This is a genomic window from Phenylobacterium sp. (genome assembly GCF_030645195.1).
Lineage (GTDB): Bacteria > Pseudomonadota > Alphaproteobacteria > Caulobacterales > Caulobacteraceae > Phenylobacterium.
Window position 1 is genome coordinate 1 of sequence record NZ_JAUSLW010000024.1, and the last position, 21,675, is coordinate 21,675.

The window sequence follows — 21,675 nt, forward strand, 5'->3', positions numbered from 1 at the left end:
GCGGCCCTGTGGGTCACCCCGTCCGGCAACCACATGCGGATCGGCGCGGCCCAGCGCCTGGCCTACACCTTCGACGACGGCAGCTATGAGCGCATCGCCTCGCCGACCGTGGTGGAAGACCCGCTGAAATTCCCCGACGACCGGGCCTATCCCGACCGCCTGAAGGCCGCCCGCAAGGCTACCGGCGAGGTGGACGCCATGGTCATCGCCTATGGCGCCATCAAGGGCCAGGGCGCCGTGGTGGTGGTGCAGGACTTCGCCTTCATGGGCGGGTCCCTGGGCATGGCCGCCGGCGAGGCCTTCATCAAGGCCGCCCAGGAGGCCGTGCGCCGCCAGGTTCCCTTCGTGATCTTCACCGCCTCGGGCGGCGCGCGCATGCAGGAGGGGACACTGTCCCTGATGCAGATGGCCCGCACCACGGTGGCGCTGAACGAGGTCAAGGACGCCGGTCTGCCCTATATCGTGGTGATGACCGACCCGACCAGCGGCGGCGTCACCGCCTCCTACGCCATGCTGGGGGACATCCACCTGGCCGAGCCCAACGCCATGATCGCCTTCGCCGGGCGCCGGGTGATCGAGCAATCGATCCGCGAGACCCTGCCGCCGGGCTTCCAGCGCGCCGAGTTCCTGGTGGAGCGCGGCATGGTGGACCGGGTGGTCCCGCGCAGCGAGATGACCACCGTGCTGGGGTCGATCCTCAAGACCCTCATGATGGGGCGCAACGCTTCCAAAGCCGCCTGATCCCTCTCAGCCCCTTCCAGGCCAGACCCGATGTACGATGAGATCCGCGCCTTCGACGCGATGATCGCGCGCCTACGCGAGCGCTTCCCGTCCCTGATCGACCTGTCCACCGGGCGGATCGAGCGGCTGCTGACCCAGTTCAACCGGCCGCAGGACCGGCTGCCGCCGGTGATCCACGTGGCCGGCACCAACGGCAAGGGCTCCACCACCGCCTATCTGCGCGCCATCGCCGAGGCCGCGGGCCTGAAGGCCCATGTGCTCACCTCGCCGCACCTGGTGCGGTTCGCCGAGCGGATCCGGGTGGCCGGAGAGCTGATCACCGAGGCCGAGCTCACCGCCCTGATCGACAGGATGATCGCGGTGAACGCCGACCAACCCATCAGCTTCAACGAGATGCTGACGGCCATGGCCATCGTGGCCTTCGCCGATAAGCCCGCCGACCTGAGCATCATCGAGGTGGGACTGGGGGGTCGGTTCGATTCCACCAATGTCTTCGAGGCCCCGGCGGTGAGCGTGATCACGCCGGTGGACTACGACCACCTGGAGATGCTGGGGCCGGAGCTCTCCAAGATCGCCTGGGAGAAGGCCGGGATCATCAAGCGGGGCCGCCCCGTGGTGGTGGCCCGCCAGCTGGAGGAGGCCCTGGAGGTCATCGCCCGCGAGGCCGACGAGCTGGAGGCGCCCATGCTGCTGATGGGCCGGGATTTCGACGCCTGGGAGGAGCGCGGCCGCCTGATGGTGCAGACGCCGGACCAGCTGCTGGACCTGCCGGCGCCCAGCCTGTTCGGCGGCTACCAGTTCGCCAACGCCGGCGCCGCGGTGATGGCCGCCATCGCCTGGGGCCACCCGGCCATAGACGAGGCGGCCCTGGCCAAGGGCGTCGCCTCGGCGGTGTGGCCGGCGCGGTTCCAGCGGCTGACGGCCGGGCCGCTGGCCAAGCTGGCCGCGGCAGGCGGGGCCGACCTGTGGCTGGACGGCGGGCACAATCCCCATGCCGGCCGGGCGCTGGCCGAGGCCGCCGGACGGCTGACAGCCCGCGACGGGCGGGGCCTGGCCCTGGTGACCGCCATGTACGCCCGCAAGGATGCGCTCGGCTTCTTCCAGCCCTTCGGCGAGCTGAAGCCTACGGTGTTCACCACGGGGTTCGACTCCGCCAACGCCGCTTCGCCCGAGGACCTCGCCGCCGCCGCCCGCGGTGCAGGGCTGGAGGCGCAGATCGTCGGCTCGGTGGAGGAAGGCGTGACCCGGGCCCTGAAGAGCGCCGAGCCTCCGCCCCACATCCTGATCTGCGGCGGCCTGCACTTCGCCGGCGAGGTCCTGGCCATGAGCCCGGAGACCTGGCCGAGCTGAGGGGGGAGTTCTTCCCCCCTCCACCGTCATCCTCGGGCTTGTCCCGAGGATCCATAGACACCGCGTCGCGTGAAGGGCGCCGCGGCGCGCATCCTGAACCTCGGAGATCATGGGTCCTCGGGACAAGCCCGAGGATGACGGTCTTAGGTGAGGGCGATGATTGGGGGGGCGAGTCCCCTTGCCATCCACACCCTTCGTGTTCTAGTTTTGTTCCAGACCTGAAGGATCGTTCCCATGACCTCCGTCCTGGACCGCGCCCGCGATTTCCTGCTGCGGAACGCCCGCCTGCTGGAGCGGCGGCTGTTCGAGCATCATTTCGAGGGCGCCTCGGCCGAGCCGGTGGTCCGGGCGCTCGCGGCCTACCAGGGGCGCGACGGGGGTTTCGGCTCGGCCCTGGAGCCGGACAAGCGCGACCCTCTGAGCCAGCCGGTGGACGTGCAGATCGCCTTCGAGATCCTCGACGCCATCGAGGCATTCGACCATCCGATGGTGACGCGGGCCTGCGACTGGCTGGCCGGCGCAGCCACGGCCGACGGCGGGGTTCCCTTCGCCCTGCCCAGCGCCAACTCAGCCCCCCATGCCCCCTGGTGGGCGGTGGAGAGCGCCCAGCCCCCGGCCGACATCAATCCCACCGCGGCCCTGGTGGGGCTGCTGCGCAAGCATGGCGTCGACCATCCGTGGGTGGCGCGCGGCGAGGCCTTCTGCTGGTCGGTGGTGGAGGGGTCGCAGACCGACAAGTTCCACGACCTGATGCCGATGATCGGCTTCCTGGAGCACGCGCCCGACCGGGCCCGGGCCGAGGCGGCCCTGGCCGGACTGGCGGCGCGGATTCCGGGGCTGGTGGAGCTGGACGTGGACGCGGTGGGCTATGTGAAGAAGCCTCTGGACTGGGCGCCGTCGCCCGCCAGCTTCTGCCACAAACTGTTCTCAGCCGAGGTGCTGGGCCACCACCTGGCGGGGCTGGAGGCGCGACAGGCCGAAGATGGCGGCTGGCCGATCAGCTGGGAAACGGTGGGGCCGGGGCCGCAGCTGGAATATCGCGGCGTGATGACGGTGGCGGCGTTGAGGACGCTGAAGGCGTACGGGGCGCTGTAGGGTCCTTCTCCCCTTGCGGGAGAAGGTGGCCCTGCGGAGCAGGGTCGGATGAGGGGTTGATGGCCCTATCCGAAAGCAGCCCTGCCTAAAGCGCGGAAGGGGGAGTGCGACCCCTCATCCGACCGGTCTCCGACCGGCCACCTTCTCCCACAAGGGGAGAAGGCTCGCGCTATGCTAAATCCCGGCTTCGTTCAGCCACTCGACGATCTTCTGCTTGGGCATGGCGCCCACCTTCATCGAGGCCATCTGGCCGTCCTTGAACAGCATCATGGTGGGGATGCCGCGGACGCCGTAGCGCGACGGGGTGGTGGGGCTTTCCTCGATGTTGAGCTTGGCCACGGTGACCTGGGCGCCCATCTCGGCGGCGATCTGCTCCAGCGCCGGGGCGATCTGCTTGCAGGGGCCGCACCATTCGGCCCAGAAATCCACCAGCACGGGCTTGGAGGACTGCAGGACGTCCTTGTCGAAGGACTCGTCGGTGACCGCTACGGTGCTCATCAAAAGCTCCTTGTTACGCTGCGGCCTCAACGCCGGGCCGCGGTGTTCGATCCGCCACATAGGCGGCGCCTGTCCTGGTATCAACCGGCGCGGCCGAGCTCGGCAAGGGTTTGGCCGATAAGTATTTCTGGGATCGCCATCAGCTTGGGGCCGTCGGTCCACACCAGCGCGGCCTCGACCCGGTGCTGGGGAAAGACTTCGGCGAGCACGGCGGCGTAGATCGCCATCTGCCGCAGATAGGCCGGGTCAGCGTCCTCGATGCGTTCGGGGGAGGGGCGGTTGGTCTTGAAGTCGGCCACCAGCACCCGATCGGCCAGCACCACGAGGCGGTCGATTCGCCCGGAGATGGCCAGGCCCGCCGGCAGCCTGGCGGCGGTTCCGGCCAGAGCCACCTCGGCGCGGCTGCCGGGTCCGAACACCTCGGCGAAGCGGGGATCGTTCAGCACGCCGAGCGCCGCGGCGGTCATCTCGGCCCGCTGGGGCTCGGTGAGGTCGCGCTCCCGAGCGAGCAGGCGCAGGGCGGCGGCGGGCCGGTCGGCCAGCGCCAGGTCGGGCAGGATCTGCAGCAGGCGGTGGATCAGGTCCCCGCGCCGGAAGCGGCCGAGGCCGGCCACGGCGGCCAGCGGCGAGGCGGCGGGCGTGGCGGCGTCCTCCCCCAGTTGGGAGGGGGAGGCGTAGCGGGCGTGGGGCTCGGTGACCGCCTGGGCCTGCGTCCAGGCCGGGGCGGGCGCGGCGGTGGCGGCCAGGTCGGCGGCCTTGCCGAGCGCCTGCGGATCGGGGCCGAAGCGCAGGAACTCCAGCTCGCCCTCGCGGACGGTCCGCTTGTGGGGGTTGATCTCGGCATGGTCGAAGGCCGCCGTCAGCGCGCCCCACCAGCCCTTGAGGTTCTCCTCCCGGGCGTTGGCGGCGACCCGGCCGCAGAGCACCAGGCGGTCGCGGGCCCGCGTCAGGGCCACATAGAGCAGGCGGTAGGCCTCGTCCTCCTCGCGGGCGGCGCGGCGTTCGCGGGCGGTGGCCGAGGCCTCGCAGTCGCCCTTGGCGGTGGCGCACCACAGGAAGCCGCCGTCGGCGGTCTCCAGTAGCGGCGTGCCGCGCGCCCCACGGGAGAGTGTGGTCTCCGGCAGGAAGACGATGGGCGCCTCCAGGCCCTTGGCGCCGTGGGCGGTCATAACCCGGACCTCGTCGCGGCCGGCCTCCATCTCGCGCTTGACGGTGATGTCGAGGCTGGCGAAGGCGGCGGCCAGGCTCTCCAGGTCCTCGATCCCCCGGCCCTCGGCGGCCAGGACCTGGGCCAGGAACTCGTCCAGGGCGTCCTCGGCTTCGCTCCCCAGCCGCCGCAGCAGGCGCTGGCGCATGGAGCGGCCCTCGCCGTCGCGCGCCCCCAGCAGGCGGGCATAGAGTTCGAAGGGCCGCCGCTCGCGGGCCTCTTCCAGCAGGCGGCTCAGCAGGGCGTGGGCGTCTCGCCAGGCCGGGCGCTCCTCGGCGCGGGCCGTCAGCGCCGCCCAGAGGGTGGCCTTCCCGCGCGGCTTGGCGAGGTCGTAGAGGTCCTCGTCGCTGAGGTCGCAGAAGGGGCTGCGGAGCAGGGCCGCCAGGGTCAGGTCGTCGGCGGGGTAGAGGGCGAACCTCGCGACCGCCACCAGGTCGTCGAAGACAATGTGTTCGGAGAGCGCCAGGCGGTCGGCGCCGGCCACCGGGATCTTGGCGTGCTTCAGGGCCCGCAGGATCTCCTCGAACAGGGCCTTGCGGCGGCGCACCAGGATCAGGACGTCGCCGGGGCGGGCGGGACGCCAGACGCGGGTCTCCTTGTCGAACACCCCGTCGCCGCGGGCCAGCAGGGCTGCGATCTCGCCGGCGATGCGGGCGGCCAGGCGCTTGTTGGCGCTGGCCTCGGTTTCCTGGTCGAGGGGGGCGTCCCAGGCCTCGCGGACGTCGCCCTTCTCCTCCCGCTCCAGGGGCCAGATATCCACGCAGCCGGCGTGGTCGACGCGGCGGGGCTGGTGGACGATGGGCTCGGCCAGCGCCCGGGGCAGGATGGCCGAGGCCAGCTCCGGCGGCGAGAAGGTCGCGTCGACATAGGCCAGCACCTGCGGGGTGGAGCGCCACGAATCCAGCAGGTCCACCCGTTCGAAGCGGAAGCCGGCGCCGGTGGCGCGGTCCTTGTGGAACTCGAATTCCTGGATCAGCAGCTCGGGCCGCGCGCCCTGGAAGGAGTAGATCGACTGCTTCTCATCGCCGACCACGAACATGTTGCGCTCCAGCCGGGTGGCGGTGGGGACCCCGGCGCCGGAGAAGAACTCGCCGGCCAGGGCGCGGACGATGGCCCACTGGTCGGGGGCGGTGTCCTGGGCCTCGTCCACCAGGATGTGGTCGATGCCGCCGTCCAGCTTGTAGAGCACCCAGGCGGCGGCGGGGCTGTTGTCGACCAGCTTGCAGGTCTTCTCGATGAGGTCGGCGAAGTCGAGCGCGCCCTGGGACCGCTTCTCGATGTCGTAGGCCGCCAGATAGGCCGCGGCCAGGGTCAGGGCGCCATCGGTGTCGCTGGCCACCTGGGCGGCGCGGCGGAAGGCGCGGGCCTCCTCCAGGGCCTCCTGGTCGGCCAGCAGGGCTGAGCGCAGGGGTTCGTGGCTCTTCAGGCCGCTGGTCTTGGCGACCCAGGTCGCCGGCGTGCCCTCTCCCTTGTCGGTGAACAGGCAGGCCAGCGCGCCTGCGAAGCTGGGCTCGGCGGCGAGCGCGGCCAGGGCGGCGGCGTTCTTGGCGTCGGCCTTGCCGCCCAGGGCCAGGACGTGGGCGGCCTCGCGCCAGCTGCGCAGGTTGAGCGTGGCGACCGCCTGGAGCTCGACGGTCTCCGGATCGATGGGGTCGGGGAAGCCGCAGGCCTCCCAGGCGTCGGCCACGGCGCCGGCCAGGCCGCCGGTGCGCTCCAGATAGGCCGCTAGGCGGCCCCGGGCGCTCTCGAAGGCGCCGAACATCGACTGGAAGCTCTGGAAATCCAGGGCCACGGAGAAGCGGGCATAGGCCTGGGCCACCCGCCCCTCGCCCCTCAGCGCCAGGCGGGCGACCCCCTTGCGGGCGGCCGCGGCGATGGCGGCGCTGGCGGCGTCGTCCATGACTCGGAAGCCCGGCGAGACCCCAGCCTCCAGGGGGAAGCGGCGCAGCAGCTTCTCGCAGAAGGCGTGGATGGTCTGGATCTTCAGGCCGCCGGGCGTCTCCAGGGCGCGGGCGAAGAGGGCGCGGGCGGCCGACAGGCGGACATGGTCGTAGTCGGCGACCGGACGGCCCTCCAGGGCGGCCAGGGCCCCGCTCAGCTTGGCGTCGTCGCAGACCGACCAGTCGCCCAGCAGGCCGAACAGCCGGCGCTGCATCTCGGCGGCGGCGGCCTTGGTGTAGGTGACGCAGAGGATGGTGGCGGGCTCGGCGCCGGCCAGCAGCAGGCGGGCCACCCGGTCGATCAGGGTCTTGGTCTTGCCGGAGCCCGCATTGGCGGTGACGAAGGCCGAGAGCTCGGGGTCGGCGGCGAGGCGTTGCGGGTCGATGTCGCGGGTGGGGAAGGGGACGACGGTCATTCGCCCTCCTCGTCGCCGCTGGTGGACCATTCGAACACCCGCGCCAGGTGGTCGTAGTCGCTGATGTGGGTCTTCACGAACTGCGGGGCGCTGCGGGAGAGGTAGGGCTGGGCCGGGTCGTCGAAGCGGGCGACCAGCTTGCCCAGGCCGTCCAGGGCGGTCCGCGCGGCGGCCTCGCTCTCCTCGCCCGCGGCGGCGCGCACCTCCTCGCGGCCGGCGGGCTTGCGGCCGGTGACCTCCAGATAGGTCAGGTCGCCGGGCATGGGCCGCCCCAGGGTGGGGAAGCCGCCATAGGCCAGGATGGCGGCGGTGAGGGTGAGCTGCGGCGAGAAGCCGGTGTCGACCACCTTCTGCGAGGGCGCCTTGCCGGTCTTGTAGTCGAGGATGTGGCCGTAGCCGTCCGGCGATAGCTCGATGCGGTCGGCCCGGGCGTTGACCTTGAAGAGCCCGCCGGGGGCCATGATCTCCAGCTCGCCCTTCAGCTCCACATGGATGGTGCGGCCGTCGGCGCGGCGGCGGCGCTCCAGGTCGGCCACCCACAGCGCGGCCTCGCGGGCCAGCGCGCTCTCCCGGGCCAGGGCCTCGTGGGGCATGCCGGCCTCTTCCAGGGCGGTGACGTACATCGCCTCGAAGATCGCCGCCGCGTCGGCGGGGACCTCAACGGGATGGGCCTCGGCGAAGCGTTCGAAGGCCTTGTGGATGGCGGTGCCGCGGGCGCGGGCCTCCACGGCTTCATCGGGACGTTCAAGAGGGTAGAGGCGCAGGATGTCGCGGGCCCAGACGGCGTAGGGGTCGCGGGTCAGGGCCTCGACCCGGGTGACCGCCATCTCGCGGGGACGGTCGGCGACGGGCGGGCGCGGGGCGGGGCGCTTGGCGGGTGTGTAGTCGGAGGCCGCGTCCAGGGACCGGGCCCAGTCGAGGACCTCCGGCCGCGCGGGCAGGGCCACGCCGGCGCCTCTCGCCAGGGTCTCCAACCGCCAGAGCCAGCGGGACTTCACGGCGGGGGCGCCCTCGCGGCGCTCGGAATGCAGCAGGATCACCTCGGGCGCGCAGGCGGCCTGGGCGAAGTCGTGGGCGGCCAGGCCCACGCGGCGCTCCGGCGGCGGCAGGCCCAGGGCCTCGCGCATGGGGCGCGAGAGGAAGGGATCGAGCGTCGCGCCCTGGGGCCAGACGCCCTCCTCCAGGCCCGCCACGATCAGCCGGTCGGCGCGGGTCAGGCGGGCCTCGATGGCGCCCAGGATGCGCAGGCGCGGATGGGTGGCGCCGCCCGAGCGGATGCTCTCGCCCGACATCAGCCGGGCCAGCAGATCGGCGAAGCCGCGGGGGCTGACGGCCGGCGAGCCGTCCGACTCGCTCATCAGACCCGATAGCAACCGGCCCAGGGCCTCGCCACCGTGGCCGGCCCAGAGCTCGCCAGCGTCGCCCGCCGCGTCGGCGGCCAGGGCCTCCATGGTCTCGGCGAGCGCCCGGGCGGCGGCGGCCGGCGGCGCGACATCCTCGGCATAGGGCGCCTGCAGCCGGGCCAGGACCGCGCGAAGCTGGGCGGCGAAGGCGAGCGCCGCCTCGAGGGCGGGCAGGTCGGCGCGGGGTTCGCCCATCTTGCGGCGCAGGCGGGCGTCCAGGGCCTCCCAGGTGGTCTGGCGGGGGCCGCGCAGGCCGTACAGCTCCAGGGCCGCGCGGCGGCGCTCCAGGGTCTCGGGGTCGAGGCCCAGGCGGACGAAGGGGTGCTTGGCGATGGCCAGCAGGGTGACGGGATCCAGGGGATCGCTGGCCGCCCGCGCCACCAGGGCGGCCAGCACCCCGCAGCGGCAGCCGGCCAGGGCCGAGCCGGCCGAGGAGTCCGCGCCGACCCCCCAGCGGGCCAGCTTGGCGGCGACCCGGCGGGCTAGGGTCTGGTCGGGCGCCACCAGGGCCGCGGTCATGCCGGGGGTCTCCAGGGCCTCGCGCAGCAGCAGGGCGGCCACCGTGGCGGCCTCCTCCTCGGCCCGGGCGGTGACCACCGACAGGCCCTCCAGGCCCGCGGCGATGGGATCGACGCCCTCGGCCTTGCCCTCGGCGCGCAGGGTCTCGATGACGGTCAGCCAGTCGGCGGTGGCCTCGGCCGGGCGCAGGGCCTCGTTGATCACCCGGCGGCGCCAGCGGCCCGCGGTGTCGAGGGTGTCGGAGGCGGGCCAGAGGACCACGTCCTGGCGGCTGGCGCCGGACCGCGCCAGCAGCCGCTTCATGGCGCCCTGAGGGTGCTGTTCCCCCACCTGGGCCCAGGCGGCCTCGGCAAGGCTCTCGTCGAGGCCGGGCAGGATGACGCAGCCCTGCGGCGCGCGGGCGATGACGGCCAGCAGGTCGGCGGTGGCCGGCGCCGTGCCGGTGGAGCCCGCCGCGATCAGCACCCCTTCCGGCGGCCGGCGGTCCCAGGCCTCGGCCAGGGCGCGGAGCAGGGCCACCCGGCGCTGGCTGACATCGACGACCCCCAGCTCGCGCAGGCGGGCGGGCCAGGCGACAAGCGCCGTCTCCAGGAATTCGCGGCTGACCCGCCAGTGCTCGGCGAGATCGGCGCTCACCAGGTCGGCCAGGCCGTCCTTGGCGCTGACCTCCTCGATCTGCAGGCTGTCGAGGAAGGACCCGAGCGCGTCGGCCAGCTCCAGGGCGGCCGAGGCGTCGAGGTCGCGGTTCAGCTGCTTCTCGTGGCCCTTCACCAGGGCGATCAGTTCGAAACGACGGCGCAGGGGGTCGATGGCCGCGGGCAGGTCGATGGCCAGCTCGCCGGGCTCGAAGGGCGGCTCGCCCTCGTCCAGGTCGCCCAGGGGCCGGATCTGCGGCGGCAGGACCGCGCGGCCCCCCGCCGCGGCGATGAAGGCGTCGGCCAGCGCCCGGGCGCCGCGGCGGGTGGGGGTCAGCACCACGGCCTGGGACAGGGCCTGTGGGCCGAGGGGCGAGAGGGCATCGAACAGGCCACGCGCCAGGTCATGGACGAAGGGGCGGTGGGCCGGGATGTTGAACCAGCGGGGGCCCCCGCCGGCCAGCAGGGGGATCACGTCAGCCTCGCTTCGGCCTCGTCTCGCGCGGCGGGGTCGCCGACGTGCAGCCAGAAGGCGTCCATGGCGACACCGAAGATGCGGCCCTCGTCCTGCAGCCGCCACCAGATCGGCAGGACCGAGAAGGCGCCCTCCGGCTGATCATCCAGCAACTGCGGCTTCATGATCTGGAACCCGACATTGGCCAGCGGCGCCGGATTGGCGGCGTCGGCCATGTGGACGATGCGCCCGTCGGGCTCCATGCGAAAGCCGCGCGGGCCCTCCAGTCCGATGCCCTTTTCCCGAGGCACCAGCAGGACCAGCAGATCCATCTTCGCCGGATCCCAGGCCTGTTTCATGGCCTCCAGCGGCGGGGTCTCGCCCCCCACCCAGAGGGAGTCGATATTGGCCACCAGGATCGGATCGTCGCCGAGCAGATGGCGCGCGTTCTTGATGCCGCCCCCGGAGTCCAGCAAGCCAGCCCGCTCGTCGACGACGAGCACGCGGGGATGGGTCCGCTCCGCCAGGTGGGCCTCCATCTGGTCGGCGAAATGGTGGACATTGACGATCGCCGTCTCGATCCCGGCCTCGGCCAGGCGGTCCAGCACGTGGTCGATCAGGGCCTTGCCCTTCACCTGCACCAGGGCCTTGGGCCGGTCGTCGGTGAGCGGGCGCATGCGGCTGCCGATCCCGGCGGCCAGGACCATGGCGGTCTTCGGGCCCTTGGCTTTCGAGGTCACGTTCGCGACTCCGCCGGCACGTGGGCGTCGAACCAGGCGGCGAGCCCGGCCAGGGCCGGGTCGGCCAGGCAGGCGTCCAGATAGCGCCAGAGCCTCGGCATGAAGGCGGCGTAGCGGGGCTTGGCGTCGCGGGTCACCAGGCGGGCGAAGATGCCCAGGATGCGCACGATGTTGAGGGCGCCCAGGGCATGGTAGTCGGTCAGGAACCGGTCGCGGTCGAGGTCGGGCCGCAGCTGGAAATAGTAGGCCAGGGCCGCGGCCTCCCGCTGCGGCGAGACGTCGCGGCGGGCGTCGTGCAGCAGCATGGACATGTCCCAGGCCGGGTGGGCGCGGACGGCGTCCTGGAAGTCCAGCAGGCCGACCCGGGCCGCGCCTTGGCGGTCCGGCAGCCAGATCAGGTTCTCGGCGTGGTAGTCGCGGTGGCAGAAGACGCTGGCGCCGGCCGCGCCATGGGCCCGGATCGGGGCCCAGAGGGCATCCCATTCGGCCACGGCGGCATCGCTGAAGGTCAGCTCGGGTTTGAGCTTGGGCAGCCATTCGGGAAGGATGTCGCCCGCGGTCTTCAGGGCGGTCTCGTCATAGTCCAGCAGCGGCCAGGCGATGCCCGGGGCGGTGAGGGCCGGCGGCGGGATCACGCCGTGCAGCCTCACCAGGCCCTCGATGGCGGCGTCGTAGAGGGGCGCTTCGTCCTGGCCGCCCTCGATCAGGACCGCGAAAAGATCGTCGCCGAGGTCCTCCAGCACCGCCAGGCCCTGGGCGGCGTCGTGGGCCAGGATGGCCGGCGCCGACAGGCCCTGCGCCTTCAGCCACTGCGCCACCGCCACGAAGGCGTCCACCCGGCCGGCGGCGAGGCGGGCGAGCGCATTGTAGCCGGCCGCGGCCCGCTCCTCCGGGGTGGCCTCGGGGGGGCAGGGGGCGGTCTCGGCGTTGGGGGGCTGGTCCATGAAGATCAGGCTGGGGCCACGGGCGGGATGCAGCCGCTCATAGGCCCGGGTCGAGGCGTCGCCGCTCAGGGGGACGCGGGCGGCGTCCCCCCAGCCGTGGGCGGCGAGGAAGGCGGACTTGATGGCCTCACGATCGGAACTCAAACCCACGTCCTTTCCAGGCGCCGCTGGGGGTCAGCCGCGCGCGGCGACCGTCTCCCTCCAAGGTGATCTCTATATCGAGTCGGTCGGGGGGCAGGCGACCCTCCAGCCGTTCGGGCCACTCGATCAGGGCCGCCCCATCCTCCAGGGCCTCGTCCAGGCCGATCTCATAGGCCTCGTCGGGGCTGGTGAGCCGATAGAGGTCGAAATGGGCCACGGAAAGGCGGTCCCCCTCGTAGAACTGCACCAGGGTGAAGGTGGGGCTGGGCACGTCCTCGTCCGGCGTGGTCAGCGCCCGGATCAGGGCCCGGGCCAGGGTCGACTTGCCGGCCCCGAGCGGCCCGGTCAGGCAGATGGCCTCGCCCGACCTCAGAGCGCCGGCCAGGGCCGCGCCGAGCGCCGAGGTGGCGGCCTCGTCGGCCAGGGCGATCTCGCCGGCCGCCGGGCGGATCATGCGAAGGGCCGGTCGGGATGGTGGGGCAGGACGTTGGCGATATAGGCCTTCACCGCCAGGGTCGCCAGGTTGACGTCCGGGTCGAGCGCTTCGGGGGCGATCAGCGGCCCCACGGTCAGGTCGAAGGCCCGGCCCCGCTTGTTCAGCAGCTCGTGGAACAGGGTGATGTCCCGCAGCTCGCCGGAGAAGTCGTTGAAGAAATGGAACAGGGTCGACCAGGGTCCCGACAGGTGCATGGGGACGATGGGCGCCTCGTACTTGCGGGCGATGGAGAAGGCGCTGGGCATCCAGGGGGGATCCATCAGGCTCCCGTCGGCGGCCTTGCGGGCCAGGCGACCGGCCGGAAAGATCGCCAGGGCGCGCTCGGCCTCCATGGCTTCCCGGGTGAGGTTGAGGGTCAGGCGGGTGCGTTCGCGGGTGCGCTTGGCCTCGACCCACTCCACCGGGATCAGCACCTCGCTGAAGGCCGGCGACACCCGGTGGGCGTCAGCGTTGGCGTAGAAGCAGAGGTCGGGGCGCAGGCCCTTGACCGCGTCATAGACCGCGATCCCGTCGGCGATGCCGGTGGGGTGGTTGCAGATCAGCACCACCCGTCCATGGGCGGGAATCCGCTCCAGGCCGCGCACGCTGACCTTGACGTCCAGCAGGGCGCAGACGTGCTCCAGGGCCTGGCGGCCCGACATCGCGGCGATGTCGTCGGCCATGGTCCGGGCCTTGCGATAGTCCAGCAGGCGATAGAGCAGGGGCCGGATCAGCGGCCATACCGCCCCGCCCGAGAGCTTGGGCGCGCGCTCGGCGATCAGGGTGTCGACGATGTGATCGTGATAGGCCCGCCGCGCCGGCAGGGCCTCGGTGGCGACGCTCATGGGACGGAAGATGCCCTTGCCCGCTCGCCCGGTGCAAGGGGCTGGTCCCCTGTACCTTAGCTGGGAACAAATGAGCGATGTTCAAGACTGGCGGGGGGCGATGGTCCTGGCCAAGCTTCGCCTCTATTCCAGGGGGCGGACATGACGACCACCGACCACGCGCCGGCCACCCTGCTGGCCACCCATCGCCACAGCCTGCATAGCGAAGCGATCGGTGAAACCTTCCAGATCGACGTCGCCCTGCCCAGCCCCTGGGCGGGGCGGAGGCCAGACCACCCCCTGCCGGTGATCTATGTGATGGACGCCAACACCGTGTTCGGCATCGCCGCCCAGGCCCTGCGCTTCCTGCAGAACGCCGACGGGGTCCCGCCCTGCCTGCTGGTGGGGGTGGGCTACCAGCTGGAGGGGCCGCGCCGCCGCCGCCGCGACTATGGCGGCCTGCGCACCCGGGACCTGACGCCGAGTTTCGACGCCGCCTTCCATGAAACCCTGCTGGCCCAGATGGGCGACCGTCCCCCGCCCGACATCGGCCCGGCCGGCGGCGGCGACGCCTTCCTCGACTTCCTGATCGGAGAGGTCCGCCCCTTCATAGCCGCGCGCTACGCCACCGACCCGGGCGACCAGACCCTGGTGGGCAGTTCGCTCGGGGGCCTGTTCAGCCTGCACGCCTATCTGACCCGCCCGGGCGCCTTCCGGCGGCATGTGGCGGGCAGCCCGGCCCTGTGGTGGCGGGGCGGCGAGGCCTTCGCCACCGAGGCCGCGGCCCGGCCCGACCCCGAGACCCGGCTGTTCCTGTCGGTGGGCGGGCTGGAGACCGACCCCCGCTGGCCCATGGTCGACCACATGGCCGAGATGGCGCGGCGCCTGGCGGGCCGGGGCCTGCCGGTGGTCTCCCACGTCTTCGAGGGCGAGAGCCACACCTCGGTGATCCCCGCCGCCCTGAGCCGGGGACTGAGATCGGTGTTCGCGCCCCTACCCACCGGCGCCACGACGTCCTAAAAGCTCGCCATGCGCGAGATCACACACTTCATCGACGGCGTGTCCGTCGCGGGGACCTCCGGCCGCTATGGCGAGGTCTTCAATCCCAACACCGGCGAGGTTCAGGCCCGCGTGGCCCTGGCGACCGCTGGGGAGCTGTACGCGGCGGTGCAGGCCGCGGTGCGGGCCCAGCCGGCCTGGGCGGCGGTCAATCCGCAGCGCCGGGCCCGGGTGATGTTCGAGTTCAAGCGGCTGGTGGAAGCCCGCATGCAGGAGCTGGCCGAGCTGCTGTCCTCCGAGCACGGCAAGGTGGTGGCCGACTCCAAGGGCGATATCCAGCGGGGCCTGGAGGTCATCGAGTTCGCCTGCGGCATCCCCCACGCGCTCAAGGGCGAATATACCGAGGGCGCGGGGCCTGGCATCGACGTCTATTCCATGCGCCAGCCCCTGGGCGTGGCCGCCGGCATCACACCGTTCAACTTCCCGGGCATGATCCCGATGTGGATGTTCGGGATCGCCATCGCGGTGGGCAACACCTTCATCCTGAAGCCCTCGGAGAAGGACCCGACCCTGCCGGTGCGGCTGGCCGAGCTGTTCATGGAGGCCGGCGCGGCCCTGGGCATGGACCTCAAGGGCGTGTTGAACGTCGTCCATGGCGACAAGGTCGCCGTCGACGCCATCCTCACCCACCCCGACATCGCCGCCGTCAGCTTCGTCGGCTCCTCGGACATCGCCTCCTACGTCTATTCGACGGGGACGGCGCACGGGAAGCGGGTCCAGGCCATGGGCGGGGCCAAGAACCACGGCATCGTCCTGCCCGACGCCGACCTCGACCAGGTGGTCAAGGACCTGTCGGGAGCCGCCTTCGGCTCGGCCGGCGAGCGCTGCATGGCCCTTCCGGTGGTGGTGCCGGTGGGCGCCAAGACCGCCCAGGCCCTGCGCGAACGCATGATCGCCGAGATCGACACCCTCAAGGTCGGCCTCTCCAACGACGCCGGCGCCCAGTACGGCCCGGTGGTCACCGCCGCCCATAAGCAGAAGATCGCCGACTACATCCAGATCGGCGTCGACGAGGGCGCGGAGCTGGTGGTCGATGGCCGCGGCTTTTCCATGCAGGGCTATGAGAAGGGCTTCTTCATCGGCCCCAGCCTGTTCGACCAGGTCAAGCCGGGCATGAAGACCTACAACGAGGAGATCTTCGGGCCGGTCCTGCAGATCGTCCGCGCCGAGACATTCGAGGAGGCCGTGGCCCTGCCCTCGGCCCACCAATACGGAAACGGCGTGGCCATCTTCACCCGCAGCGGCCGGGCGGCGCGCGAGTTCGCGGCCCGGGTCAATGTCGGCATGGTGGGGATCAATGTGCCGATCCCGGTGCCGGTGGCCTACCACTCCTTCGGCGGCTGGAAGCGCAGCGCCTTCGGCGACACCAACCAGCACGGGATGGAGGGGGTGAAGTTCTACACCAAGGTCAAGACCATCACCGCCCGCTGGCCCGAGGGCGCGAGCGAGGACTCCGCCTTCGTCATCCCCACCATGCGGTGACAGGACGGACGCTTGGCGATAAGCCTATCGTCTGACTGGGAGTTAGAAATGAAATTCCGGACCTGGGCGATCCTGATCCTGGTGGTGGTTCTGGCCGGCGTCGGCGCCTATGGCTGGTGGCAGACCGACCTGCGCTGGCGGCCCAAGACCATCACCAAGCACCAGGCCGAAATCACCAAGATCCTGGAACAGGCCGGCTGGGCCTCGCCGGGCCTGACCAAGACCAGGCTCTACATGGTCTCCTTCCGCACCTGCCCCGACTGCCTGCGGTTCAAGAAGGAGGAATTCCCGGGCCTGCACGCCGCCGGGGTCGACACCCGGGTGATCGAGATCGCCCGGCGCGACAGGAACGGCATCGCCAAGTCCACCCCCGTCGAGCGGAGCACGGTGGCCGAGCTGTGGATTCGGCACGGGACCCCTAAGGCCTGGGAGCTCATGGAGCAGTGGGAGGCCGTGGTCCCCGAGGCCTGGACCGCGCCCGGCATCCCGCCGGCCGACGGCGACATGGCCCGCGGCGCGGTGATCGAGGCCGGCCGCAAGATGACCGAGGATCTGCGGCCCCTGCTGAAGGCCAACGGCGTCGCCGTCAGCGATCCGACGGGCATCCGCTATCCCACCCTGATCTGGTGGAACGCCAAGGGCGAGATGCGAGCCTGCGCCTGCGAACAGCGGGAGACCTACCGCTTCGTCCGCAAGGAGCTGGGGGCCGACTGAACCGGCGGCCACGTCAGGCTGTCACGCTCCAGGTCAGGACTTGAACGGCTTGCCGCTGACGATTTCCTTGTTTCGCAACCGCGTCTTGGGTCCCTGACCCCGCTCGGCCTCGGTCTTGATCGGCCGCCGGCTGTGGTTGACGCCGTGCAGGGCGCCGGGCTCAGACCCGCCCCAGTCGAGCTGCGGGCTGTCGCGGCCTTCGATGTCGTGCGGGTCGACACCCGCGGGCGTGCCGATGAAGGGCTTCTCGGGGCTGGTGTCAGGCATAGGCTTCCTTTCCGGACTGGACACGATCCCAACTGAGCTGACGCTAGGAAGTTTCGCGCCCGCCGTTGTGATCTAGATCATCTGCGGTTAGGCGGGGAGGGATGGCCTCCCTGCTGCAAGCCGCCTACGACGCCCGCCTCGCCCAGGGGGTCATCCGTCCCGATCCCGCTCAAGGCCAGGGTCTGGCCGCCCTGGCGCGGCTGGAAGGCGACCTGGCGGCCAGCGAGCCCTCGGGGCTCTCGGCCTTCTTCCGCAAACCCGAGGCCCAGCGCGGGGTCTATCTCTGGGGGCCGGTGGGGCGGGGCAAGTCCATGCTGATGGACCTGTTCTTCGAGACCGCGCCGGTGGCGAAAAAGCGCCGCACCCATTTCCACGTCTTCATGGGCGAGATCCACCGGCTGATCGGGCAATGGCGGACCGGCGACGCCGCCGCCCGCAAGGCCCGCTTCGGCCAGCACAGGGGCGACGACCCCATCCCGCCGGTGGCCGACGTGGTGGCCCAGGACGCCCGCCTGCTGTGCTTCGATGAGTTCCAGGTCACCGACATCGCCGACGCGATGATCCTGGGGCGTCTGTTCGAGGCCCTGTTCGCCCGCGGCGTGACCCTGGTGGCCACCTCCAACCGGGTTCCGGACGCCCTCTACAAGGACGGCATCAACCGCCAGCTCTTCCTGCCCTTCATCGAGATGATCAAGGGCCGGCTGGAAGTGGTGAGCGTGGCGGGGGGGCACGACTACCGCCTCGACCGCCTGCGGGCGGCGGGCGTCTGGTTCTCCCCCGACGATCCCGACAACCAGCGCAGCTTCCTGGCGCTGTGGCGCGACATGCTCGGCGGGGAGGCCGAGATCGGCGAGACCCTGGAGGTGCTGGGCCGCAAGGTCCACCTGCCCCACGCCTCCGGCGGCCTGCTGCGCGCCTCCTTCGCCAGCCTCTGCTCGGTGGCGCTCGGCCCCAACGACTATGTGGCGCTCGCCGAGCGCTTCCACACCGTCTTCCTGGAGGACCTGCCGAAGCTCACCGCCAACCGGCGGGAGGAGGCCCGGCGCTTCGTCATCCTTATCGACGCCCTCTACGAGGCGCGCACCAAGCTGATCGTACTGGCGGAGGCCGAGCCCATGGCGCTCTATCCGCAGGGGGACGGGGCCTTCGAGTTCGAGCGCACGGCCTCGCGCCTGCAGGAGATGCGCTCGGCCGATTGGCTGGTGGAGAGCGATCAGGTCTAGACGGCCACAGCCAGGGCCGGCAGGCCGGCATAGTAGCGGCGCAGCAGGACCAGACTGGTCATCGCCCCACCCAGGGACAGCAGCAGGGCGACGGGCAGGCTCGCCCCCAGGGCCAGCAGGGCGGCGGCGGCCAGGCAGCCGGCGCCGCAGCCGAGGTCATAGCCGCCCTCGGTGACCATGTGGAAGCGCAGGGCGCAGGGAGAGCCCTGGGCCAGATTGTAGACCGCCGTCATCAGGGTGGGGGTGTAGAGGCAGGGGACCAGGGCCCCGAGCGCGTTGGCGGTCAGGGCCATGGCCGGGGTCGTGGCGGCCGCCCGGGCCAGGATGGTGACGGCCAGCACGGCGAAGGCCAGCCACACCGCCCGGCGGCCGTGGCCGGCGTCTATGTGACGGCCCAGCAGCAGGCCGGCGACCGCCCCGGCCAGGGCGGCAAGGGCCATGGCGCCGCCGAAGGCTGCGAAGCTCTTGCCCAGGGTGACGAAGAGGGCGATCGGCCAGACGAAATACAGGCCCGAGCCGGTCCAGCCGTCGACGGCGAACAGGGCGAACCCCAGCATCGAGGCTCGGAAAGCGCCCGGCGCCGTGGCGGCCACCTCGACCTGCGGCGCCCCAAGCAGGGGCAGGGCCGAGAGCATCTGCACCCCAGCCGTGACACCGAAGGCGACCTCGGGGCCTAGGGTCACCAGGGCCCAGGCCCCCAGCAGGGGCGCGACGATCCCCACCACCGACGCCAGGGCCTCCCGCGCTCCGATCTGGTGGCCGCGATGCTCGGCGTCGCCCAGGGCGGCGAAATAGGCGTGGTAGGAGGTCCAATAGAGAGTGTCGCCGACGGCCGAGACCAGGCAGAGGACCAGCAGCATCGGCCCCAGGCCGTGGACCTGCGCCAGGATTGGGTATTGCAGGGCGGTGGCCAGGGTCCCGCCGATCATCACCCCCTTGAGGCCGAAGCGCTTGGCCAGCGGCAGCACCAGAGGGCGCAGGCAGAAGCGGCCTCCCAGGATCAGGGCGATGGCGGCCAGGACCACGGCGGGGGGCAGCCCGGCGTCCAGCAGAAAGACGGCGAAGAACACCCCGCCACCGCTCATGGCCAAGGTGTGCATGCCGTAATGCAGGTTCAGGCGGTTGACGGTCTTGTTGCGAAGGTAGGCCACGGCGTCTTTCGCAAGGGTGTGCGGTCGGACGCCGCGCGCCCTGCTTAGCGTTGCGCCGACTCCGGCTCAAGCCGCCCGCAAGCTAGTCACCAGGTCCTGGGCGTAGGGGCGCAGGTCGGAAAAACGGCGGACGCAAAGGGTGAGGTCGCGGACGGCCCAGTCGTCCTCCAGCTCGATGACCGCCAGCGGGGTCGCCTGGGCAACCCGGGCGGCGGTGGACTGGGGCACGACCCCGATCCCGACCCCGGCCTCCACCAGGCGGCAGACGGCGTCGAAGCTGCGCAGCTGAACCCGCAGATTCAGGCTCGCCCCCAGCCGGGCGGCCTTGTCGGCCAGAAAGCGCTGCAGGGCGCTGGTGCGCTCCAGCCCCACCAGGTCGAAGGCCAGGACGTCGGCGAAGGCCGCCCGGGCGCGGGCGGCCAGGGGATGGCCGGCCTGGGCCACCACCACGAAGCGGTCGGAGCGGAAGGGAAAGGTCTCCAGGCCGCCGACGTCCACCGTGCCGGCGACGATGCCGATGTCGCCCACCCCCTCGGCGATCAGGCCGACGATCTCGTCCGACAGCCGCTCCTCCAGGTCGACCCGGACCTTGGGGTTGTCGGTCAGGAACCGGCCCAGGGCTTCGGGCAGGAATTCGGTCGAGGCGTTGGTGTTGGCCAGCAGCCGGACCTCGCCGGTGAGGCCGCCGGCGAAGGCGCCGAGATCCTCCCGCAGGCGGGCCGATTGCTCCAGCATCAGGCGGGCGTGCTTGAGCAGGGTCTGGCCGGCCGGCGTCGGGACGACCCCCTGGCGGCTGCGCACCAGCAGGGCCGCCCCGATCGCCTCCTCCATGGCCCGGATCCGGGTGGAGGCGGCGGCGAGCGCCAGGCGGCCGCGGGCCGCGCCGTGGGTGATGGAACCGGCCTCGGCGACGTCGCAGAACAGCCGCAGATCGACCAGATCGAAGCGCATCATTCGTCTCCCGCGAAGGATGGCTGCATGTAAGACGCATTGCGAGAAGGATCAAAGCCCATCACCCTTCGGCCACAGCGAAGTTGGCGACGCCTCGTCAGGGCGCGTGGTGATGAACGTCTCGCTTGGGCGCCCGCCGGCGCCGCCCCGGCGGTTCGTTGACACCGGGCGCCCGGCGCTTAAAAGCGGAGCCGCCTCATCCGATCGGAAACAGCCATGACAGAAACCACCCAGGGGCCTCGCGAACGCCCGCTGTCGCCGCACCTCCAGGTCTGGCGGCCGCACGCCACGATGGTGGGGTCGATCCTGCACCGCATCACCGGTTCGGCCCTCTATGGCGGCGCCCTGATCCTGGCCGGCTGGGCGATGTCGCTCGCTGCCGGGCCCGACGCCTATGAGGGGTTCATGACCCTGCTGGGCTCGCCGCTGGGCAAGCTGGTGATGTTCGGCCTGACCCTGTCGGTCTTCTACCATCTGGCCAAGGGCGTTCAGCACCTGTTCTGGGACGTGGGGGCGGGCTTCAAGCTGGCCACCGCCAACATGGGCGCCGTGGCCTGCTACGCCTTCGCGGTCGCCGCGACCCTGGCCGTCTGGGTCATCGCGGCCATGACCGGAGCGCTCTGATGGAAAACTACCGCACCCCCCTGCGCCGCGCCCGCGGCCTCGGCTCGGCCAAGCACGGCGTCGGCCACTGGATCTCCGAGCGGGTCACCTCGGTGGCCCTGGTTCCCCTGGTCCTGTGGGCGGTGTTCGGGGTCATCACCCTGGCCGGCACGGACTATTACGGCGCGGTGGCCTGGATCGCCAACCCGGTCAACGCGGTGCTGATGGTGCTGCTGACGGCGGTGTCCTTCCTGCACATGCACGCCGGCATGCGGGTGATCGTCGAGGACTACATCCACAAGTCCCTGAGCAAGTTGGCCCTGCTGCTGCTCAATCTCTTCGTCTGCGCGCTGGTGGGCTCGCTGGCGGTGTTCTCCATCCTCAAGGTCGCGCTGGGAGGCGCTTGATCGGTCCCATGGCGACTTACGAATTCATCGATCACAAGTTCGACGTCGTCGTGGTGGGCGCGGGCGGTTCCGGCCTGCGCGCGGCGCTGGGCTGCGCCCAGGCCGGCCTGAAGACGGCCTGCATCACCAAGGTCTTCCCGACCCGCTCCCACACCGTGGCGGCCCAGGGCGGCATCTCCGCCAGCCTCGGCAACATGGGCGAGGACGACTGGCGCTGGCACATGTACGACACCGTCAAGGGGTCGGACTGGCTGGGCGACCAGGACGCCATCGAAGACCTCTGCCGCAACGCGCCGGCCGCGGTCTATGAGCTGGAGCACTGGGGCGTGCCCTTCTCCCGCACCCCGGAAGGCAAGATCTACCAGCGCGCCTTCGGCGGTATGACCAAGAACTACGGTGAGGCCCCGATCCAGCGCACCTGCGCGGCGGCCGACCG

The 21,675-nt window shown here is 71.6% G+C and carries 20 protein-coding genes; 10 read left to right on the forward strand and 10 right to left on the reverse strand.

From position 1 onward, the window contains the following. The 3 genes from Q7T09_RS01995 to Q7T09_RS02005 all read left to right on the forward strand — a co-directional run. Positions 1-741 (forward strand): acetyl-CoA carboxylase carboxyltransferase subunit beta (locus tag Q7T09_RS01995; RefSeq protein ID WP_304697292.1); only part of this gene is annotated, 741 nt, incomplete at its 5' end. A 30-nt stretch (positions 742-771) separates the two neighbouring features. Beyond that, positions 772-2,091: a folylpolyglutamate synthase/dihydrofolate synthase family protein gene (locus Q7T09_RS02000; RefSeq protein WP_304697293.1), complete on the forward strand. Its 1,320-nt coding sequence runs from the start codon at positions 772-774 to the stop codon at positions 2,089-2,091. A 234-nt stretch (positions 2,092-2,325) separates the two neighbouring features. Next, positions 2,326-3,186, forward strand: a complete 861-nt coding sequence (locus Q7T09_RS02005; protein ID WP_304697294.1) for a hypothetical protein — start codon at positions 2,326-2,328, stop codon at positions 3,184-3,186. Between the two features lie 174 nt (positions 3,187-3,360). Here the strand turns inward: Q7T09_RS02005 and trxA are convergent, their stop codons facing one another. The 7 genes from trxA to Q7T09_RS02040 form a co-directional block, all read right to left on the reverse strand. Beyond that, positions 3,361-3,684, reverse strand: a complete 324-nt coding sequence (gene trxA / locus Q7T09_RS02010) for a thioredoxin (protein WP_304697295.1) — start codon at positions 3,682-3,684, stop codon at positions 3,361-3,363. Positions 3,685-3,764: 80 nt separating this feature from the next. Further along, complete coding sequence (addA, locus tag Q7T09_RS02015; RefSeq protein ID WP_304697296.1) at positions 3,765-7,247, reverse strand: double-strand break repair helicase AddA; 3,483 nt, start codon at positions 7,245-7,247, stop codon at positions 3,765-3,767. Continuing rightward, on the reverse strand, positions 7,244-10,279 hold the full coding sequence (gene addB / locus Q7T09_RS02020) for a double-strand break repair protein AddB (RefSeq protein ID WP_304697297.1): 3,036 nt from the start codon (positions 10,277-10,279) through the stop codon (positions 7,244-7,246). Before addB ends, addA begins: the two co-directional genes overlap by 4 nt. Next, positions 10,276-10,998 carry a nucleotidyltransferase family protein gene (locus tag Q7T09_RS02025; RefSeq protein WP_370689187.1) on the reverse strand — a complete coding sequence of 241 codons (723 nt, stop codon included), beginning with the start codon at positions 10,996-10,998 and terminating at the stop codon, positions 10,276-10,278. The genes addB and Q7T09_RS02025 overlap by 4 nt, the downstream gene beginning before the upstream one ends. Continuing rightward, complete coding sequence (gene amgK / locus Q7T09_RS02030) at positions 10,995-12,092, reverse strand: N-acetylmuramate/N-acetylglucosamine kinase AmgK (protein ID WP_304697298.1); 1,098 nt, start codon at positions 12,090-12,092, stop codon at positions 10,995-10,997. Before amgK ends, Q7T09_RS02025 begins: the two co-directional genes overlap by 4 nt. Beyond that, positions 12,070-12,537 carry a tRNA (adenosine(37)-N6)-threonylcarbamoyltransferase complex ATPase subunit type 1 TsaE gene (tsaE, locus tag Q7T09_RS02035; RefSeq protein WP_304697299.1) on the reverse strand — a complete coding sequence of 156 codons (468 nt, stop codon included), beginning with the start codon at positions 12,535-12,537 and terminating at the stop codon, positions 12,070-12,072. Before tsaE ends, amgK begins: the two co-directional genes overlap by 23 nt. Next, the gene (locus Q7T09_RS02040) at positions 12,534-13,403 is read right to left on the reverse strand and encodes a GNAT family N-acetyltransferase (protein WP_304697300.1); all 870 of its coding nucleotides are present in this window, start codon (positions 13,401-13,403) and stop codon (positions 12,534-12,536) included. The genes tsaE and Q7T09_RS02040 overlap by 4 nt, the downstream gene beginning before the upstream one ends. Before the next feature lie 141 nt (positions 13,404-13,544). Here Q7T09_RS02040 and Q7T09_RS02045 point away from each other — a divergent pair, with 141 nt between their 5' ends. The 3 genes from Q7T09_RS02045 to Q7T09_RS02055 are packed head-to-tail and all read left to right on the forward strand — an operon-like array spanning position 13,545 to position 16,637. Further along, complete coding sequence (locus tag Q7T09_RS02045; protein WP_304697301.1) at positions 13,545-14,402, forward strand: alpha/beta hydrolase; 858 nt, start codon at positions 13,545-13,547, stop codon at positions 14,400-14,402. Between the two features lie 9 nt (positions 14,403-14,411). Then, positions 14,412-15,923 carry a CoA-acylating methylmalonate-semialdehyde dehydrogenase gene (locus Q7T09_RS02050; RefSeq protein ID WP_304697302.1) on the forward strand — a complete coding sequence of 504 codons (1,512 nt, stop codon included), beginning with the start codon at positions 14,412-14,414 and terminating at the stop codon, positions 15,921-15,923. A gap of 48 nt (positions 15,924-15,971) precedes the next feature. Next, positions 15,972-16,637 (forward strand): hypothetical protein, encoded by a 666-nt coding sequence (locus Q7T09_RS02055; protein ID WP_304697303.1) that lies wholly within the window; start codon positions 15,972-15,974, stop codon positions 16,635-16,637. A gap of 33 nt (positions 16,638-16,670) precedes the next feature. On the opposite strand, the gene Q7T09_RS02060 is transcribed toward Q7T09_RS02055, so the two are convergent. Further along, positions 16,671-16,904 (reverse strand): hypothetical protein, encoded by a 234-nt coding sequence (locus tag Q7T09_RS02060; RefSeq protein WP_304697304.1) that lies wholly within the window; start codon positions 16,902-16,904, stop codon positions 16,671-16,673. A gap of 101 nt (positions 16,905-17,005) precedes the next feature. Between Q7T09_RS02060 and zapE the strand changes: the two genes are divergently transcribed. Beyond that, a complete protein-coding gene (zapE, locus tag Q7T09_RS02065) occupies positions 17,006-18,127 on the forward strand; it encodes a cell division protein ZapE (RefSeq protein WP_304697305.1) in 1,122 nt (373 codons plus the stop codon). Here the strand turns inward: zapE and Q7T09_RS02070 are convergent. Continuing rightward, positions 18,124-19,278: an MFS transporter gene (locus Q7T09_RS02070; RefSeq protein ID WP_304697306.1), complete on the reverse strand. Its 1,155-nt coding sequence runs from the start codon at positions 19,276-19,278 to the stop codon at positions 18,124-18,126. The two genes, zapE and Q7T09_RS02070, sit on opposite strands and share 4 nt — an antisense overlap. 66 nt (positions 19,279-19,344) lie before the next feature. Then, positions 19,345-20,229, reverse strand: a complete 885-nt coding sequence (locus Q7T09_RS02075) for a LysR substrate-binding domain-containing protein (RefSeq protein WP_304697307.1) — start codon at positions 20,227-20,229, stop codon at positions 19,345-19,347. Positions 20,230-20,445: 216 nt separating this feature from the next. Here Q7T09_RS02075 and sdhC point away from each other — a divergent pair, with 216 nt between their 5' ends. From sdhC to Q7T09_RS02090, 3 genes are all read left to right on the forward strand, one after another. Continuing rightward, positions 20,446-20,853 (forward strand): succinate dehydrogenase, cytochrome b556 subunit, encoded by a 408-nt coding sequence (gene sdhC / locus Q7T09_RS02080; RefSeq protein WP_304697308.1) that lies wholly within the window; start codon positions 20,446-20,448, stop codon positions 20,851-20,853. Further along, a complete protein-coding gene (sdhD, locus tag Q7T09_RS02085; protein ID WP_304697309.1) occupies positions 20,853-21,239 on the forward strand; it encodes a succinate dehydrogenase, hydrophobic membrane anchor protein in 387 nt (128 codons plus the stop codon). Before sdhC ends, sdhD begins: the two co-directional genes overlap by 1 nt. Positions 21,240-21,247: 8 nt before the next feature. Then, a partial coding sequence (locus Q7T09_RS02090; protein WP_304697310.1) for an FAD-dependent oxidoreductase occupies positions 21,248-21,675 on the forward strand: 428 nt, incomplete at its 3' end.

What these genes read in the sequence shown, in the direction of transcription:
- Q7T09_RS02045 (WP_304697301.1), top strand. Translation starts at nt 13,545, where the DNA reads ATGACGACCACCGACCACGCGCCGGCCACCCTGCTGGCCACCCATCGC.
- trxA (WP_304697295.1), bottom strand. Translation starts at nt 3,684, where the DNA reads ATGAGCACCGTAGCGGTCACCGACGAGTCCTTCGACAAGGACGTCCTG.
- Q7T09_RS02075 (WP_304697307.1), bottom strand. Translation starts at nt 20,229, where the DNA reads ATGCGCTTCGATCTGGTCGATCTGCGGCTGTTCTGCGACGTCGCCGAG.
- addA (WP_304697296.1), bottom strand. Translation starts at nt 7,247, where the DNA reads ATGACCGTCGTCCCCTTCCCCACCCGCGACATCGACCCGCAACGCCTC.
- Q7T09_RS02040 (WP_304697300.1), bottom strand. Translation starts at nt 13,403, where the DNA reads ATGAGCGTCGCCACCGAGGCCCTGCCGGCGCGGCGGGCCTATCACGAT.
- tsaE (WP_304697299.1), bottom strand. Translation starts at nt 12,537, where the DNA reads ATGATCCGCCCGGCGGCCGGCGAGATCGCCCTGGCCGACGAGGCCGCC.
- sdhD (WP_304697309.1), top strand. Translation starts at nt 20,853, where the DNA reads ATGGAAAACTACCGCACCCCCCTGCGCCGCGCCCGCGGCCTCGGCTCG.
- sdhC (WP_304697308.1), top strand. Translation starts at nt 20,446, where the DNA reads ATGACAGAAACCACCCAGGGGCCTCGCGAACGCCCGCTGTCGCCGCAC.
- Q7T09_RS02060 (WP_304697304.1), bottom strand. Translation starts at nt 16,904, where the DNA reads ATGCCTGACACCAGCCCCGAGAAGCCCTTCATCGGCACGCCCGCGGGT.
- Q7T09_RS02000 (WP_304697293.1), top strand. Translation starts at nt 772, where the DNA reads ATGTACGATGAGATCCGCGCCTTCGACGCGATGATCGCGCGCCTACGC.
- Q7T09_RS02050 (WP_304697302.1), top strand. Translation starts at nt 14,412, where the DNA reads ATGCGCGAGATCACACACTTCATCGACGGCGTGTCCGTCGCGGGGACC.
- zapE (WP_304697305.1), top strand. Translation starts at nt 17,006, where the DNA reads ATGGCCTCCCTGCTGCAAGCCGCCTACGACGCCCGCCTCGCCCAGGGG.
- Q7T09_RS02055 (WP_304697303.1), top strand. Translation starts at nt 15,972, where the DNA reads ATGAAATTCCGGACCTGGGCGATCCTGATCCTGGTGGTGGTTCTGGCC.
- Q7T09_RS02005 (WP_304697294.1), top strand. Translation starts at nt 2,326, where the DNA reads ATGACCTCCGTCCTGGACCGCGCCCGCGATTTCCTGCTGCGGAACGCC.